This window comes from Mesorhizobium terrae (genome assembly GCF_008727715.1).
Lineage (GTDB): Bacteria > Pseudomonadota > Alphaproteobacteria > Rhizobiales > Rhizobiaceae > Mesorhizobium > Mesorhizobium terrae.
In genome coordinates this window covers 1,856,044-1,873,276 of record NZ_CP044218.1, presented here as the reverse complement: position 1 = coordinate 1,873,276, position 17,233 = coordinate 1,856,044, and the positions used below count along the sequence as shown (strand labels likewise).

General features: G+C 62.1%; 15 protein-coding genes. 6 read left to right on the top strand and 9 right to left on the bottom strand.

What is annotated here, in order from left to right; all coding sequences use genetic code 11:
- A complete protein-coding gene (locus FZF13_RS10180) occupies window positions 1-1,233 on the bottom strand; it encodes a 3-methyl-2-oxobutanoate dehydrogenase (2-methylpropanoyl-transferring) subunit alpha (protein WP_024923272.1) in 1,233 nt (410 codons plus the stop codon).
- A gap of 253 nt (window positions 1,234-1,486) precedes the next feature.
- Between FZF13_RS10180 and holA the strand changes: the two genes are divergently transcribed.
- Window positions 1,487-2,539, top strand: a complete 1,053-nt coding sequence (gene holA, locus FZF13_RS10175; protein ID WP_024923273.1) for a DNA polymerase III subunit delta — start codon at window positions 1,487-1,489, stop codon at window positions 2,537-2,539.
- A 111-nt stretch (window positions 2,540-2,650) separates the two neighbouring features.
- Here holA and FZF13_RS10170 read toward each other — a convergent pair whose 3' ends face one another.
- The 5 genes from FZF13_RS10170 to mnmE all read right to left on the bottom strand — a co-directional run bounded on the left by FZF13_RS10170 (window position 2,651) and on the right by mnmE (window position 8,391).
- Complete coding sequence (locus tag FZF13_RS10170) at window positions 2,651-3,535, bottom strand: ParB/RepB/Spo0J family partition protein (RefSeq protein WP_024923274.1); 885 nt, start codon at window positions 3,533-3,535, stop codon at window positions 2,651-2,653.
- 37 nt (window positions 3,536-3,572) lie between these two features.
- Complete coding sequence (locus tag FZF13_RS10165) at window positions 3,573-4,361, bottom strand: ParA family protein (RefSeq protein ID WP_024923275.1); 789 nt, start codon at window positions 4,359-4,361, stop codon at window positions 3,573-3,575.
- A 44-nt stretch (window positions 4,362-4,405) separates the two neighbouring features.
- Complete coding sequence (rsmG, locus tag FZF13_RS10160) at window positions 4,406-5,035, bottom strand: 16S rRNA (guanine(527)-N(7))-methyltransferase RsmG (protein ID WP_024923276.1); 630 nt, start codon at window positions 5,033-5,035, stop codon at window positions 4,406-4,408.
- Window positions 5,032-6,903 (bottom strand): tRNA uridine-5-carboxymethylaminomethyl(34) synthesis enzyme MnmG, encoded by a 1,872-nt coding sequence (gene mnmG, locus FZF13_RS10155; RefSeq protein WP_024923277.1) that lies wholly within the window; start codon window positions 6,901-6,903, stop codon window positions 5,032-5,034. Before mnmG ends, rsmG begins: the two co-directional genes overlap by 4 nt.
- Before the next feature lie 159 nt (window positions 6,904-7,062).
- Window positions 7,063-8,391: a tRNA uridine-5-carboxymethylaminomethyl(34) synthesis GTPase MnmE gene (mnmE, locus tag FZF13_RS10150; RefSeq protein ID WP_024923278.1), complete on the bottom strand. Its 1,329-nt coding sequence runs from the start codon at window positions 8,389-8,391 to the stop codon at window positions 7,063-7,065.
- A 76-nt stretch (window positions 8,392-8,467) separates the two neighbouring features.
- Here mnmE and FZF13_RS10145 point away from each other — a divergent pair, with 76 nt between their 5' ends.
- Window positions 8,468-10,465, top strand: coding sequence for a thioredoxin domain-containing protein (locus tag FZF13_RS10145; RefSeq protein WP_244437885.1), 1,998 nt, complete (start codon window positions 8,468-8,470; stop codon window positions 10,463-10,465).
- A gap of 184 nt (window positions 10,466-10,649) precedes the next feature.
- On the opposite strand, the gene rho is transcribed toward FZF13_RS10145, so the two are convergent.
- From rho to hemE, 3 genes are all read right to left on the bottom strand, one after another.
- Window positions 10,650-11,915: a transcription termination factor Rho gene (gene rho / locus FZF13_RS10140; RefSeq protein ID WP_024923280.1), complete on the bottom strand. Its 1,266-nt coding sequence runs from the start codon at window positions 11,913-11,915 to the stop codon at window positions 10,650-10,652.
- A 364-nt stretch (window positions 11,916-12,279) separates the two neighbouring features.
- Entirely contained in the window at window positions 12,280-12,816 is a 537-nt protein-coding gene (hemJ, locus tag FZF13_RS10135) for a protoporphyrinogen oxidase HemJ (protein ID WP_024923281.1), read from the bottom strand.
- Window positions 12,813-13,841 (bottom strand): uroporphyrinogen decarboxylase, encoded by a 1,029-nt coding sequence (gene hemE / locus FZF13_RS10130; RefSeq protein ID WP_024923282.1) that lies wholly within the window; start codon window positions 13,839-13,841, stop codon window positions 12,813-12,815. The genes hemJ and hemE overlap by 4 nt, the downstream gene beginning before the upstream one ends.
- 398 nt (window positions 13,842-14,239) lie before the next feature.
- On the opposite strand from hemE, the gene FZF13_RS10125 reads away from it, so the two are divergent.
- The 4 genes from FZF13_RS10125 to coaE all read left to right on the top strand — a co-directional run bounded on the left by FZF13_RS10125 (window position 14,240) and on the right by coaE (window position 17,182).
- Window positions 14,240-15,064: a pyruvate, water dikinase regulatory protein gene (locus tag FZF13_RS10125; RefSeq protein WP_024923283.1), complete on the top strand. Its 825-nt coding sequence runs from the start codon at window positions 14,240-14,242 to the stop codon at window positions 15,062-15,064.
- Between the two features lie 84 nt (window positions 15,065-15,148).
- A complete protein-coding gene (locus tag FZF13_RS10120; protein ID WP_024923284.1) occupies window positions 15,149-15,748 on the top strand; it encodes a Maf-like protein in 600 nt (199 codons plus the stop codon).
- Window positions 15,741-16,580, top strand: coding sequence for a shikimate dehydrogenase (locus FZF13_RS10115; RefSeq protein WP_024923285.1), 840 nt, complete (start codon window positions 15,741-15,743; stop codon window positions 16,578-16,580). Before FZF13_RS10120 ends, FZF13_RS10115 begins: the two co-directional genes overlap by 8 nt.
- Window positions 16,577-17,182 carry a dephospho-CoA kinase gene (gene coaE / locus FZF13_RS10110; protein WP_024923286.1) on the top strand — a complete coding sequence of 202 codons (606 nt, stop codon included), beginning with the start codon at window positions 16,577-16,579 and terminating at the stop codon, window positions 17,180-17,182. Before FZF13_RS10115 ends, coaE begins: the two co-directional genes overlap by 4 nt.
- Window positions 17,183-17,233: the final 51 nt, after the last annotated feature.

The window sequence follows — 17,233 nt, the reverse complement described above, 5'->3', positions numbered from 1 at the left end:
TCAGACCCCTGCCTGCTGGCGCTGGCGCCTGAGATGCGGTGGCATCTCGGCGTATAGCCCTTCGAACATATCGCGGGTCGACGGCTTGCCGCCGGCATGCAGCGTGCCGTGCGTCTCGGCCTCTTTTTGCGCTGCGATCACCGTGTCCAGGATTTCGGTTTCCGCTTGCGCATGGCGCTCGTCGGACCAGACCCCGCGATGGATGAGATGGTTCTTCAGCCGCACCACGGGATCGCCCAGCGGCCAGGCTTCCGATTCCGCCTTCGGCCGATAGGCTGATGGATCGTCGGATGAAGAATGCGCGCCAGCGCGATAGGTGACATATTCAATCAGTGTCGGCCCGAGATTGGCGCGCGCACGCTCCGCCGCCCATTTCGCCACCGCATGCACGGCCAGATAATCATTACCGTCGACACGCAAGGCCGGAATGCCGAAGCCCAAGCCGCGCGCCGCGAAGGTGCCGACACCGCCGCGTGCGATGCCCTGGAAGGTCGAAATCGCCCACTGGTTGTTGACGATGTTCAAGATCACTGGCGCCTTGTAGGTCGAGGCAAACACCAGCGCCGAATGGAAATCCGATTCCGCCGTCGAGCCGTCACCGATCCAGGCAGCGGCAATGCGCGTGTCACCGCTGATCGCCGAAGCCATCGCCCAGCCCACGGCCTGGATATATTGCGTGGCGAGATTGCCGGAAATCGAGAAGAAGCCATGCTCCTTCGACGAATACATGATCGGCAATTGCCGACCCTTCAGCGGATCGGCCTCGTTGGAGTAGATCTGGTTCATCATGGTGACCATCGGATAGCCGTCCGCGATCAGCAGGCCGGCCTGTCGGTAGGTCGGAAAATTCATATCGCCCTTGTCGAGCGCCTTGCGAAAGGCGCAGCTCACCGCTTCTTCGCCCAGGTGCTGCATGTAGAAAGAGGTCTTGCCTTGGCGCTGCGCCATCTGCATGCGCGCATCGAAGGTCCGCAGCGTCATCATGTGGCGCAGGCCTTCGAGCAGCTCCTTGTCGGAGAGCATCCCCGACCATGGCCCGACCGCATCGCCGGCGCGGTCCAGGACGCGGATGATGGAGAAGGCGAGATCGCGGATGTCGCGCGGATCGACGTCGATCGGCGGCCTCGGAACCGAGCCCGCCTTGGGAATGGGAACATTGGAGAAATCGGGCGTTCCGCCCGGTCGCACCTCCGGTTCCGGAACGTGAAAACGTAACTTCCCAGCTTCGGCCATGGCTCCCGTCCTCCACTGTCACCTGGCGATGTTCGCACATCTTCGCCGCCGAAGCAGCGTCAAAGTACCTCCTTCGAACACCCCTGTTCTATCGCGCAGGGGCGGCCGACGGCGGCGCAATGTGGCAGGAATTCCACGTAATATCCCGTCTCTTCCTGGTCTTTGCCGGCAACAAACTGCATGGCGGATCGCCCGTTTGGGTTCGATAGCTGCAGCCGTTCGCCTTGCCGCAACATCGTGCTAAGGGACATTCATGGCACAGAAGAAAGCCTCGGAAGTCGATTCGTGGCTCGCACGGCCGGACGCGCGCGTTTGGCTGGTCCTCATCTATGGACCGGATCGCGGCCTGGTGGCTGAGCGTGCCCGCGCTTTTGCGGTGCGCACCGGTCTGCCGCTCGACGATCCCTTTTCCGTGGTGAAGCTGGACGCCGGTGAGGCCGACCGCGACGAGGGCCGGCTGCTGGACGAGGCACGCACCGTGCCGATGTTCTCCGACCGGCGGCTGCTTTGGCTTCGCAATGCCGGTGCCCAAAAAGGTCTCGCCGAAGACGTCAAGGCGCTATTGGCCGAACCGCCGCGCGACGCCATCGTCTTGATCGAGGCAGGCGATCTCAAGAAAGGTGTCGGGCTGCGCAACATCGTCGAAGCTGGCGACGGCGCCATGGCGTTGCCTTGCTATTCCGACGAGGCTCGCGACATCGACAGCGTCATCGACGATGAGCTCGGCAAGGCCGGCATGTCGATGACGCTGGAAGCGCGCCAGATGCTGCGTCGCAATCTTGGCGGCGACCGGCTGGCCTCACGCGGCGAGGTCGCCAAACTGACGCTTTATGCGCTTGGTCGCGGCGAAATCACGCTGGACGATGTGCAGGCCCTGACCGGTGACGTTTCGGGACAATCCTTCGACGATGCCGTGGATGCCGTTCTGGCCGGACAATTGGACGCGTTCGACACTGCATTTACCCGTCAATGCCAGGCAGGTGGCCAGCCTTTTCTTGCGTTGTCGGGCGCCATGCGCCAGCTCCAGGCCTTGCATGCGATGCGCGGAACGATGGATGCGGATGGCCGCAACGCCGCAGCGATTGTCGCTGCGCACAAGCCGCCGGTGTTTTTCACGCGACGCAGACTGGTGGAAACCGCGCTGCAGCGCTGGACCACCGACGCCCTGGCCAGAGCTTTGACCCGCCTGCAGGCCGCAATCCTGCAGACACGGCGACGGTCGGATCTGGCTGCTTCCATCGCCCGTCAGGCTCTGCTTGGTATCGCGGTGGAAAGCGCCAGGCTCAGCAACCGGCGCGCCGGATGACCGGAGCACCGCGGCGATCCAAAACAGAAAACCTTTTTGAAACAATATGTTAAAGCCATCCCCGGCGAACAGATCGGCGCAAACAGACCTCTCAGGGATGACCGGCCAGGATCAGCTCTGTTTCAGGCGCCGGCAGAGGTCGTCGAGCTGGTCGAGAGAACGGTAGGACACGCGCAATTCGCCACCACCGCTCTTATGCGCGATGACCACTTTCATGCCGGTGACATCCGATAGCAATCTCTCCAGCGCCAAAGTGTCCGGGTCCTTCTCGGCGGCGCCGGAAGGCTTGGCCTCGCGTTGCGCCTGAGCCGGCATCTGCGCCAGCGCTTCGGCCTGCCGCACGGAAAGCCCCTCTTCGACGATCCGCTTGGCCAGCGCCGCCGGATCCTGGGCGGTTACCAGCGTTCTGGCATGACCGGCGGACAACGAACCGTCGACCAGCATATCGCGGATGACATCCGGCAGTTTCAGCAGCCGCAGCGTGTTCGCGACATGGCTGCGGCTCTTGCCGATGACCTGGCCGAGATCGGCCTGGCTGTAGTCATGCTCATCGATCAGCTGCTGATAACCAAGCGCTTCCTCGACCGGATTGAGGTCCGCGCGCTGCACGTTCTCGATGATCGCCAGTTCCAGCGCAGTGCGGTCGTTCACATCGCGCACGATAACCGGAAGCTCGATCAAGCCGGCGCGCTGGGCTGCCCGCCAACGGCGCTCGCCGGCGATGATCTCATAGCGGCCCTGCTGGGTCGGCGACGGACGCACCACCACCGGCTGCACGACACCGTGCTCACGGATGGACTGCGACAGATCCGTCAGTTCCGCTTCCCCGAAATGACGGCGCGGGTTGCGTGGATTGGGGGTGACGAATTCGATCGGCACCTTGCCGTCCGCCGCCAGGCGCGGCTTCTCCGTCTCGACGGCCGCAGGACGGTCGATTTCGCCGATCAGTGCCGCCAGCCCACGGCCCAGCCGCTTTCTTGAGGGATCGTCGTTCATATTTGGTCTTCCGGATCGTTTCGGTATCGAATCGGTTTCAGGCGGCACGCAACTGACGTTCGCGGCGGATCACTTCAGACGCCAGTTGCAGATAGGCCTGGCTGCCTGAACATTTCAGATCGTAAAGGATGGCCGGCTTGCCGTAGGACGGCGCTTCCGACACCCGGACATTGCGTGGGATTATGGTCTCATAGACCTTGTCGCCCATATAGGCACGCACGTCCTGCACGACCTGATTGGCGAGATTGTTGCGCCCATCGAACATGGTGAGCACGATGCCCTGGATGCTGAGGGCCGGATTGATCGAGCCACGTACCTGCTCGACCGTTTCGAGCAGCTGGCTGAGGCCTTCCAGCGCGAAGAATTCGCATTGCAGCGGCACCAGCACAGAATCCGCGGCTGCCATCGAATTGAGCGTCAGCAGATTGAGCGACGGCGGGCAGTCGATCAGCACATAGCTGAACTTGTCCGAGGCGTGGATCGCATTGCGCAGCCGCAACACACGATCCGGCGCCGAGGCAATCTCCATCTCGATGCCGAGCAGATCGAGCGTCGACGGCACGATCGACAGGCCGGGCACGGCCGTCGGCATCGCCGCCGCTTCCAGGTCGAGCTGACCGGTGAGCACGTCATAAGAAGAAACCGCGCGGTCGCGACGATCGATGCCGAGACCGGTGCTTGCGTTGCCCTGCGGATCGAGATCGACGATCAGCACGCGCTCGCCGATCGCCGCAAGGGCGGTCGCCAGGTTGATGGCGGTGGTCGTCTTGCCGACCCCGCCTTTTTGGTTGGCGACCGTGATGATCCTTGGTCCGGTGCTGGTCATGGTTTCCCGCCAGAAGTTCATTTCGCGAGCGATAAGCTTTCCAATCAAGCCCTGCGCACATTGCGCAGATCAAGCACAACCCCTTGTGGGTCGATCAAGCTGCCATGTTTTAGCAGATCGAACCGCCAGCGGTGAGCGCTTTCTTCGATCTCCCGCTCATAATCCCGACCTTTATGGAACAGGGCGCGCGCGCCGGCAGCCAGCCACGGCTCGGCCAGCCCCAACAGGTCCGTCAAAGGTGCCAAGGCGCGAGCTGTCACCACCTCCGGCGCTTTCACGAACGGATAGGAATCCTCGATCCGCTTTGCCACGATCCGGGCGGGCAACCGAAACTCGCCTACCGTGGCCTGCAGGAATCCGGTTTTCTTGCGATTGCTCTCGACCAGATCGATCGTACCGCCGCACTCGCCAAGCAGGAACGCCATGACGAGGCCCGGAAATCCGCCACCGGAACCGATATCGACCCATTTCGTGGCAAGCGGTTCGAGGGCCGCCAACTGGGCGCTGTCAAGAATATGACGCTGCCATATCTCGGCTTCCGTCGATGCCGCAATGAGATTGATGCGGTTGTTCCATTTCAGGAAATGCGTCTCGAACGCACGCAGGCGCTCGAATGTTTCACGTGAAACGTGTCCCGCCACATCCTGTAGACTCTCAAAGGATGCAGTGCTCAAGCGGCACCCTTTTGTGCCAGCTCCGCGTTGCGGATATGGGCGACGATAACCGCCAATGCGGCGGGCGTCATGCCTTCCATGCGTTGCGCATCCGCCACCGAACGCGGCCTGCGGTTGCTCATTTTCTGCTTGAGTTCGTTCGACAGACCCGACACCGCCGCGAAGTCCAGATCTTGCGGGATCAACCGGCTTTCCTCATGACGCATCTGTTCGACATCGGCTTTCTGCCGACCTAGGTAGACGGCATATTTCGCTTCAATTTCAAGAGCTTCCGCTGTCTTGACATCGACAGCGCCAAACCTGTCGTCGATTTGGCCGAGCAGCGCAACATCAACATCCGGATAAGCCAGCAGTTCGTAAAGCGAGCGCCTCACCCCGTCGCGATTGATTTCGATGCCAAACCTGGCCGCCTCATTCGGCGTCAGCTGGATCTCTTGCGCCAGCGCCCGCGCCCCGTCCACGCGATCCCGAACTTCCTTGAATCGCTGCGCGCGATCCGCCGACACGATGCCCAGTTCGATTGCCTTCGGCGTCAACCTTTCATCGGCATTATCGGCACGCAACGACAACCGAAACTCCGCCCGGGAGGTGAACATCCGGTATGGTTCGGCGATGCCGCGGCTAGTCAGGTCGTCAATCATCACGCCGATATAGGCTTCGGTGCGGCTCAGCACGACCTCCTCGCCACCAGAAGCGCGGCGAGCGGCGTTCAGCCCGGCGACCAGACCCTGGGCGCCCGCCTCCTCATAACCGGTCGTCCCATTGATCTGACCGGCCAGGAACAACCCTTTGACCCGTCGGGTTTCCAGCGTCGGCAACAGTTCGCGCGGATCGACATGATCATATTCAATAGCGTAGCCCGGCTGCAGCATATGCGCCCGCTCCAGGCCCGGAATGGTCTTCAGTAAATCCAGCTGCGCGTCTTCCGGCAACGAGGTCGAAATGCCGTTTGGGTAGACGGTCGAATCGTCAAGCCCTTCGGGTTCCAGGAATATCTGGTGCCCCTCGCGATCACCGAACTTGACAATCTTGTCTTCGATCGACGGGCAATAACGCGGGCCGACACCTTCGATCTCGCCGGAATACATAGCCGAGCGACTGAGATTGGCCCTGATCACCGCATGCGATGCCGGCGTCGTTCGCGTTATGCCGCAATCGATCTGCGGGTTGCGAATTCGATCCGTCATCAGAGAAAAAGGCACAGGGTCGTTATCCGCTGCCTGGCTCTCCAGCGACTTCCAGTCGATGGTACGCCCATCGAGCCGTGGCGGCGTACCCGTCTTCAAGCGCCCGAGATTGAAGCCGATGCGCTCCATCGTCGCTGACAGGCCCATCGACGCCTGTTCGTTCATCCGCCCGGCCACGATCTTGCGATCGCCGATATGAATGAGGCCACGAAGGAAGGTGCCGGTGGTTAATACCACCGCGCCGCAAGGCAACCTGCGTCCGTCCGCCAGAAGCACCGCTTCAACGGAGCCATTCTTCACTTCGAAATCAAGCACTTCGCCCTCGACGACGTCGAGGTTGGCCTGAGCGCGAATGGCATCCTGCATGGCCAGCCGGTAGAGCTTGCGATCAGCCTGCGTGCGCGGCCCGCGCACGGCCGGGCCCTTCCTGCGGTTGAGCAGGCGGAACTGGATGCCGGCCGCATCAGCGACGCGGCCCATCAGGCCGTCCATCGCATCGATCTCGCGAACCAGATGCCCCTTGCCAAGGCCGCCAATCGCGGGATTGCAGGACATCACGCCGATGGTGTCGAAACGCAGCGTAACCAGAGCCGTACGCGCGCCAGCGCGCGCCGCCGCACTGGCTGCCTCGCATCCGGCATGGCCGCCGCCAACCACGACTACGTCGTAGCTGTTGCTCATCGTCTTGGCTCCTGGAGTTTCGTTGTCGATTTCATGTTCCTAGAAACGAGTCGTGTCAAGGAAAAGCAATTTGGTTTCACGTGAAACATCATGAGACGGTCACCTGCCCAGGTGTTTCACGTGAATCACCTTCTTTGACACGGAAATGTTTCACGTGAGTCACTTGCCGATACAGAACTGCGAGAAGATGACGTCGAGCAGATCTTCGACACCCGCCGTGCCGACGATCCGCCCGAGCCTATCCCCCGCGAGCCGCAGATCCTCCGCGCGAAGTTCCTGAAATGCGTCGCTTTGCCCAGCCGCGTGATCGATAAAACTCCGGCTCGCCTCCAACAGTTCCACATGGCGCAGGCGCGACGGCAACAGCTCTCCCGTCGTCCCAGCAGCCTCATTTGCCAACCTGCCCAGTTCATCGAGGAGGCCTGCCAACCCGAGCCCCGAAACCGTGGAGACAGCGAGATCATACCTCCGTTCTCCGTCCTTAGGCGCAGCTTCAATCAGGTCGGCCTTTGTCCCAACGCGAAGAACCGGCACACTCGCAGGTACCTCCAGCGATGTAATCGGTCCTGTCATATCCTCAAGCACGATCAGCAGGTCGGCTTCGTTCGCGCGTTCCCTGGCGCGTCCGATCCCGATCGTCTCGACCTTTCCTGCCTGCTCCCGCAAGCCTGCCGTATCCGTCAACCGCACCCTCAAGCCACCAAGATCAAGCGCAACTTCCAGAAGATCGCGTGTCGTGCCTGCTTCATCGCTGACAATCGCCACATCACGTTTGGCCAAAGCATTGAAGAGGCTGGACTTACCTGCGTTCGGCGCACCTAGAATGACGACATCGAAACCTTCACGAAGGATTTCTCCGGCATGGAACCCCTTAACGTGTTCGCCGATCTCGCTAGAAAGCTTGTGCATATCAGCCCAGACGCTCGCCGAAACCGAACCGGGCACATCATCTTCGTCCGCGAAATCGATCTCGGCCTCGATCATCGCCCGGGCGTGGATAAGCCGCTTGCGCCAGTCTTCGTAAAGCTTGCTTTGCGCTCCGCTCGCGCTCAGCACGGCAAAACGACGCTGCGCTTCCGTCTCGGCATTGATCAGGTCGGCCAACGCTTCCGTCTCGATCAAATCGACCTTGCCATTGAGAAAGGCCCTGCGGGTGAACTCGCCGGGCTCCGCATGCCTGATGCCGTCGATGGTCGTGAGCCTCTTCAGCAATGCTGCCACCACGGCGCGCCCGCCGTGCACCTGGAATTCCGCGACATCCTCCCCCGTAAAGGACGCCGGGCCTTCGAAGAAAACCACCAAACTTGTGTCGATTACGGTGCCGTCGGATTGCTTCAGTTTCCGCAGGTGAGCCGTGTGCGAGAGCGGCACTGAACCAGATATCGTTTCGAGTGCGAATCGAACCTGTGGGCCGGACAGGCGAACCACGGCGACGCCGGCAGGTAGTTTACCGCTCGAGAGTGCGACGATCGAATCCGAAAATCTCATTTGTCCGCTCGTGGAAATCCCCTAACGTCAGCGCCATCGCAACAGGGCGCTTGCCGTGACGCTACCGCAAAGAAACATGCTGGCCGATGAGGCGAGCCCCTATCTTCGCCAACATGCCGAAAACCCCGTCCATTGGCGTGCCTGGTCCCAGGCCGCGCTCGACGAAGCCAGGGCGTCCGATCGACCAATCCTGCTCTCGATCGGTTATGCCGCCTGCCACTGGTGCCATGTGATGGCGCATGAAAGTTTCGAGAACGCCGAAATCGCAGGCGTCATGAACCGTCTGTTCGTCAATATCAAGGTCGATCGCGAGGAGCGGCCCGATATCGATCAGATCTATATGGCGTCGCTCTCGGCCATGGGCGAGCAAGGTGGCTGGCCGCTCACCATGTTCCTGACGCCAGACGGCAAGCCGTTCTGGGGCGGAACCTACTTCCCACCAACGTCGCGATACGGTCGGCCAGGCTTCGTGCAGGTACTGGAGGCCGTCGATAAAGCCTGGCGCGAAAAGAGGAGCAGCATCGCCCAAAGCGCGGACGGCCTGGTCGCCCATGTCGCGGCACGCTTGTCGTCGGCTGAACCAAGGACCGCACTGACAAAGGATACCCTGGATGGCCTCGCTGCGGGCATCCAGGGCATGATCGACTGGCGTGGAGGTGGCCTGTCCGGCGCGCCGAAGTTCCCCAATGCGCCCTTCACGACCACGCTCTGGCTGTCCTGGCTGCAGACGGGCAATACGACCCGCCGCGATGCCGTCCTTCTCGGCTTGCGCAAGATGCTGGCTGGCGGCATCTACGACCATGTCGGCGGCGGCCTCTGTCGTTATTCCACGGACGCCGAATGGACGGTGCCGCATTTCGAGAAGATGCTGTACGACAATGCTCAGCTCCTGCGCCTGGCCAACTGGGCCTATGCCGAGACGGGCGATGAACTGTTTCGGCACCGAATCGAGGAGACTGTCGCCTGGCTTCTGCGTGACATGCGCGTCGACGGCGGTGCATTTGCGTCGAGCTATGACGCCGACAGCGAAGGCGAGGAAGGCCTTTATTACTGCTGGACAGACGGAGAAATCGCCGACGCTCTCGGCAGCGATTCTGGCTTGTTTTCCAGATACTTCTCGCTGGTCAGTCCCTCGGCCTGGGAAGGCAAACCGATCCTGCGCCAGACTGGCGAGCAACGCGACGCTAGTGTAACCGATCACGCTGTTGTTGCTGGCCTCAAGGCCAAGCTGCTGGCCAGCCGCTCATCACGCATCGCGCCCGGGCGCGACGACAAGGTGCTGGCCGACTGGAACGGACTTGCCATCACCGCACTGGCCGAATGCGGGCGTTCATTTGGCCGAACCGACTGGATCGAAGCCGCTGCCCAAGCCTTCTCGACCATTCTTTCAGCGACTGAGAACGGCCGTATCCCCCACTCCATTCTCGGATCGAAGAAGCTGTTTCCCGCGCTTTCCGGCGATTATGCCGCTCTCATCAATGCCGCGGTTGCCCTATTTGAAGCAACACACGACCAAAAATATATCAATATTGCCAAAGGGTTGGCTGAACAACTCGACCGCTGGCATGACGACAGCGCCGGAACCGGGCACTTCCTGTCCGCGTCCGACAGCGCCGATGTTCCGATCCGCATCCGTGGCGATGTCGATGAAGCCATTCCCTCCGCCACCGGACAGATCGTTGAAGCCTTGGCGCGGCTGGCGACCGCCACTGGCGATCTGGCCTTGCAGGACAAGGCCTATATCGTCGCCGAGCACGCTATGGGCCGCGCGTCCAAACAGGCCTACGGCCAGGCCGGCATCGTCAATTCCTGCGTGCTGGTGCTCGAGCCCTTGAAGCTTGTCATCATCGAAAGCTCCGACAATCCAAGCCTTGTTCCGGTAGCGAATCGAAATCCGGACCCGCGCCGCGTCGATCTTATCGTGCCGCTGGGGGACGCCGCACCGGGTCTGCCCGGGGGTTTGGTCCCGACCACCGAGAGGCCGGGGGCTTATTACTGCACCGGCCAGGTCTGCCTGCCGGTTGTCACCGAACCGGAGGAACTCGAGCGTCTCCTGCGCCGCAAAAGTGGGTAGGATCGGATGTCACAAACCAGAGTCAAATAATTTTCTATAATTTATACAATAGGTTACGCGGAAGCATCCGCAACCTGGCACCGGTTTTGATACACAACAGGGTCCAGAAATACAAAACGCGCCCGTTTGGGCGCGCCTTGCCTTGAAAATCGTCCATTACCGTTCGCCGGTAATAGAAACCTGATCAGGTGTTCATCGAATCGAAGAAGTCGCCATTGGTCTTCGTCTGCTTCAGCTTGTCGATGAGGAACTCGATCGCGTCGGTCGTGCCCATCGGTGCCAGGATACGGCGCAGCACGAAGATCTTCTGCAGGTCCGCGCGCGGCACCAGGAGGTCCTCCTTGCGCGTACCGGATTTCAGGATATCCATCGCCGGGTAGATGCGCTTGTCGGCCACCTTGCGGTCGAGCACGATTTCCGAGTTGCCGGTACCCTTGAACTCTTCGAAGATCACTTCGTCCATGCGGCTGCCGGTATCGATCAGCGCGGTGGCGATGATGGTCAGCGAACCGCCTTCCTCGATGTTACGGGCGGCGCCGAAGAAACGCTTCGGCCGCTGCAACGCGTTGGCGTCGACACCGCCGGTCAGCACCTTGCCGGACGACGGCACCACGGTGTTGTAGGCGCGGCCGAGGCGGGTGATCGAATCAAGCAGGATGACGACGTCGCGGCCATGCTCGACCAGGCGCTTGGCCTTTTCGATGACCATTTCGGCGACCTGAACGTGGCGGGCAGCCGGCTCGTCGAAGGTCGAGGACACAACCTCGCCCTTCACCGAACGCTGCATGTCGGTGACTTCTTCCGGACGCTCGTCGATCAGAAGCACGATCAGATAGCATTCGGGATGGTTGGTGGTGATCGAGTGGGCGATGTTCTGCAGCAGCACCGTCTTACCCGTGCGCGGCTGCGCCACGATCAGCGCACGCTGGCCCTTGCCGAGCGGTGCCACCAGGTCGATGACGCGCGGCGAGATATCCTTAGTGGTCGGGTTCTCGACCTCCATCTTCAGCCGCGAGGTCGGATAGAGCGGCGTCAGATTGTCGAAATGGATCTTGTGCCGGATCTTCTCCGGGTCGTCGAAATTGATGGTGTTGACCTTGAGCAGCGCGAAATAGCGTTCGCCTTCCTTCGGGCTGCGGATCGGTCCTTCCACGGTGTCGCCGGTCTTCAGCGAGAAGCGGCGGATCTGGGAGGGTGAAATATAGATATCGTCCGGACCCGGAAGATAATTGGCGTTGGCGGAGCGAAGGAAGCCGAAGCCGTCCTGCAACACCTCGACGACGCCGTCGCCGATGATCTCGACGTCCTGCGCGGCCAGCTTCTTGAGGATCGCGAACATCAGCTCCTGCTTGCGCATGACGCTGGCGTTCTCGACCTCGAGCGATTCCGCGTAAGCGATCAGCTCCGGCGGCTTCTTGTTTTTGAATTCGGTAAGTTTCATTTCCTGCATGAGAGGAGCCTGAATGTAAAAATGGGAAAATGGGTCGGCGGGTGAAAAAGTGCCGAACGCAACCGGAAGGCGGGAATTGAATGCGGTGCGTGACGAGGAGAGACCCGTCTTGTACCGTCACACTATCCAAAGAGCAAGGCGCGAAATTATGCCTCGGCTCAAGCTTTTTGCCGCTTCTGGCGTGCCTGGGTTGAGAAAGACAAACCCGCGGACAAGAATTTCCTCGAAACCGGCCTGCCAAGCCAAGATTTCGAACCCCTACTGCGTCGACCAGAAAATCGGAATCGATTTTCGGCAGGCACAATGCAGCGGATTCAAAAAGTTCAGGGCGCCCTTTATGCGCCCGCTTGGACGCGCCGATGCCTCAGAACGGCTTCACGATCACCAACACGACGATGACGATCATCAGCAATGTGGGGATCTCGTTGACGATCCGCCAGTGCCTCGCTGGTTTTTCATTGCGGTCCTCGGCGAATTTGCGCACCGCGCCGACCAGATAGCCGTGCACGGCCGAAAGCAGCACCACGGCACCGATCTTGGCGTGCAGCCAGCCGCCGTGGAAGCCGAAGCCCTTCCATGCCAGCCACAGGCCAAAGGCCCAGCTGATCACCATGGCGGGGTTGATGATGCCGCGCAGCAGGCGCCGCTCCATCACTTTGAAGGTCTCGGACTGTTCGGAGCCGCGTTCAGTCTCGGCATGATAGACGAAGAGCCGCGGCAGATAGAGCATGCCGGCCATCCACGAGATGACCGCGATCACATGCACGGCCTTGGCCCAGGGATAGAAATCGGCCGGCGCCAACAGATAGAGCAGCGCGGTGAGGAACAGGAAGATGGCGATGGCGATGGCTGCCCGCCGCAGTGCCTGACCACCGCTGCCCGTATTTTCGGTTGCGCTCATCGACGGCTCCTCACCTGTTTCACCATCGCCTCGACATGGGCAATCGGCGTCTCCGGCGTGATGCCGTGGCCGAGGTTGAAAATCAGCGGCCCGTCGCCCAGCGTGTCGAGGATCGCCGCCACACCCTCCTCCAGCGCCCGTCCGCCGGCCACCAGCCGCAGCGGATCGAGATTGCCTTGTACGGCGCCGCCCTTCTGCAGCGCCTTCGCTGCGGTCAGCGGCACGGTCCAGTCGAGGCCGAGGCCCGTTATACCCGTCAGCGAGCGATAGGACGCATAGTTGAAACCGGCACCCTTCGGAAAACCGATGATCGGCACTTCGGGATAGACCGCACGCACCCGCCGCACGATCTCGGCTACCGGCTCCACGCAGAAGGCCTGGAAGGACGCCTCGTCCAGAACCCCGGACCAGGAATCGAAGATCTGCACCACATCCGCGCCCGCCTCGATCTGGCGGATGAGATAGGCGGCGGACTGCTCGGCCAGCACCGCCAACAGGCGTCGCATCGCCTGCGACTCGCGATAGGAAAACAGCCTGGCCGGCGCCTGGTCGGGCGTGCCATGGCCGGCGATCATATAGGTGGCCACCGTCCACGGCGCTCCGCAGAAGCCGATCAGCGTCGTCTCCTCAGGCAATTTACGGCGCAGTTGGCGCACGGTTTCGTAAACCGGGGCCAGATTCACGTGAAACAATTCGGTGTCGAGTTCGTCGATCTCATCGGCCCGGATCGGCGTCAGAAGCGGCCCACGGCCCTCCTCGAAGCGCAAATCGCGGCCGAGCGCATGCGGCACGACAAGAATATCCGAGAACAGGATCGACGCGTCGAAGCCGAAGCGTTCGATCGGCTGCAGCGTCACTTCCACGGCAAGGTCTGGATTGTAGCAGAGGTCGAGAAAGCTGCCGGCGCGTTTCCGGGTCTCCCGGTACTCCGGCAGATAGCGGCCTGCCTGGCGCATCATCCAGAGCGGAGGTGGCGACACCGTCTCGCCCTTCAGTACCTCAAGAACGGTCCGTTTGGCTGCCATGCGCTCGCTTTCGAAAGCCTCTTATAAATCTAATAGGATTTTTAAAGAGTCTTCTAATTCTATGAGTCTGTTTGAATCGGGAATGCCGAGCTGTCCAGCATCGGCGCCTGAAATGCCAGCCCGCATAATGTCGCGTGTTGTTCTCCGCGCCCTTGGGAACAGTGTGGAAAAGTCGATTCTTCGTTCGGATTCAAGGTACTGGCCACCTCTTGCCGCGCGATCGCCTGTGGAAGGCTGACAGCCAGATTCCATCGTCCCCAGACTTCTCCCCAGACGCCCGAAAAAGCTGACAACGCCATCAATTGTGGACAAACAGGCATCTGATACAGTCGGCCGGACCAGACCGGTGCGTTTGCCCCCACTTGTCCACATTCACCCACAGCACCCCGCGAGCCCCTGTGAACAAACCCCAGAGCTTCTTCCACCTCCACCTGATTTCCGACGCCACCGGCGAGACGCTGCTGGCCGCCGGCCGGGCGGCATCGGCGCAATACAAGGATGCGCGCGCCATCGAGCACATCTATCCGCTGATCCGTACCGAGAAACAGCTGATGAAGGTGTTCGACGATATCGAGGAAGAACCGGGTATCGTGCTTTATACAGTGGTGGATCAGGCGCTTGCCCGCCGTATCGACGAACGCTGCGCCGCCATGGGCCTGCCCTGTGTTTCGGTGCTGGAACCGGTGCTGACCGTTTTCCAGTCCTATCTCGGCACCCCGGCCGGGCGGCGGGTGGGTGCCCAGCATGTGCTGGACGCCGAATATTTCCGTCGCATCGACGCGCTGAACTTCACCATGGAGCATGACGACGGCCAGTTGCCGATCGACATGGAACAGGCCGACATCGTGCTGATCGGCATTTCGCGCACCTCGAAGACGCCGACCTCCATCTATCTCGCCAATCGCGGCATCAAGACCGCCAACATCCCGATCGTGCTCGGCGTGCCGGTGCCGCAGGCACTGGTCGAGGCCAAGACGCCGCTGGTCGTCGGCCTGGTGGCCACCGCCGAACGCATCTCGCATGTCAGGCAGAACCGCCTGCTGGGTTCCACGCCCGGTTTCGATTCCAACGGCTATGTCGACCGCGCCGTCATCAACGAGGAACTGGCCTATGCCCGCCAGATATGCACCCGCCACGGCTGGCCGACCATCGATGTCAGCCGCCGCTCCATCGAAGAGACTGCCGCGGCCATTGTCGGGCTGATGCGCGAAAAGGCGCGCTAGCGCGCCTGAAAGGGCCGCGCGGGTTTTTCCTTCCAGTCTCGTCGGGCATGCTATAGCCGGGACGAAACAGCGCGCGGAGCAAACATGGCCGAGAAACTCATCCTCGCATCGGGCAGCCCGTTCAGGTTGACGATGCTGAAGAATGCCGGGCTCGATGTCGAAGCGGTGCCGGCTAAGGTCGACGAGCGCGCGCTCGAGGCACCGCTTCAAGGCAGCGGTGTGTCGCCCGAGGACGTTGCCGCCATCCTGGCGGAAGCCAAGGCGGTCGAGGTAAGCGAACGCCGGCCGGGCGCGCTGGTGCTGGGCTGCGACCAGACGCTGTCGCTGGGCGACGAGGTGTTCCACAAGCCGGCCGACATGGAAGGCGCGCGGCGCCATCTTCTGGCGTTGTCCGGCAGGACGCATCAGCTGAACAGCGCCGCGGTGCTGGTGCGCGACGGTGCGGTGCTGTGGCGGCATGTCGGCATCGCCAACCTCACCATGCGCAACCTCACCCCGGCTTTCATCGGCCGACATCTGGCGCGGGTCGGCCAGAAGGCACTCGCCAGCGTCGGCGCCTACCAGATCGAGGGCGAAGGCATCCAGCTGTTCGAAAAGGTCGAAGGCGATCATTTCACCATCGTCGGCCTGCCGCTGCTGCCGCTGCTTTCCGAACTGCGCAACCTGGGTGCCATCGATGGCTGATCGGAAGAAAGCTTTCGTGGTCGGTCATCCGGTCGCCCATTCGCGGTCGCCGAAGATCCACGGCCACTGGCTGAACAGCTACGGCATCGCCGGCAGCTACGAAGCGATCGATGTCGCGCCCGGCGATATATCAGCGTTCCTGTCGTCACTTGCCGGCAATGGCTTCAGTGGCGGCAACGTCACCATTCCGCACAAGGAAGTGGTGTTCGCGGCACTCGGGCGACGCGACGAGGCGGCCGAGCAGATCGGCGCGGTCAACACGCTGTGGTTCGAGGATGGCTTCTTGTGTGGCGGCAACACCGACGCGCATGGCTTCGCCGCCAATCTCGACGAACATGCCCCCGGCTGGGCGGGGAACGGGCCGGCGGTCGTGCTCGGCGCCGGCGGAGCCGCCCGCGCCGTCATCCATGCGCTGAAGGAGCGTGGGCTCAAGGACATCCGCATCGTCAACCGCACCGTGGCGCGGGCGCGGGAGCTGGGCGACCAGTTCGGCGCCGGTGTCTCGGCGCATGGTGCGGATGCGACCGCCGCGCTGCTCGGCGATGCCGGCCTGCTCATCAACACCACGGCGCTTGGCATGCATGGCAATGAAGGCCTGCCTGCCGATCCCGCCGGCTTGCCGGCGCATGCGATCGTCACCGACATTGTTTATGTGCCGCTGGAAACGCCGCTGCTCGCCGCCGCCAGGCAGCGCGGACTGAAGACCGTCGACGGGCTGGGCATGTTGCTGCACCAGGCGGTACCCGGTTTCGAGCGCTGGTTCGGCCGCCGGCCCGAGGTGACGCCGGAACTGCGCGCCATGATCGTCGCCGACCTGGAGACCAGCCATTGATCGTTCTCGGCCTCACTGGCTCCATCGGCATGGGCAAGTCGACCGCGGCAAAAATGTTCGCGGAGGCCGGCGTGCCGGTGCACGATTCGGACGAGGCGGTGCATCGTCTTTATGCCGGCAAGGCAGCACCTCTGGTCGAGGCCGCCTTTCCCGGCGTCACCCGGGATGGCACGGTCGACCGGGCACTGCTTGGCCAGCGTGTGCTGGGCGATGCCGCCGCGCTGAAGACGCTGGAAGCCATCATCCATCCGCTGGTGCGCGCCGACGCCGACGCCTTCCTGGCGCGCCATCGCGCCGCGGGTGCCCAACTCGCTGTGCTCGACATCCCGCTTCTGTTCGAGACCGGCGGCAGAAACCGCGTCGACAAGGTGGTGGTGGTGAGTGCGGCGGCGGCGGCGCAGCGTGAGCGCGTTCTGTCCCGCCCCGGCATGGCCGAGGAAAAGTTCGCCGCCATCCTGGCGAAGCAGGTGCCGGACGCCGAAAAGCGCCGCATGGCCGACTATGTCGTCGACACCGGCAGCAGTTTCGAGGAGACGCGGGCGGCCCTTGCGGCGATCATAGCCGAGCTAACGGGGGAAAATGGCGGCAATGACGCCGGCTGACCTTGCGGGGCGGCCAGGCGGGCTCCATTTTCGGGTCAAACGAAATGCGCC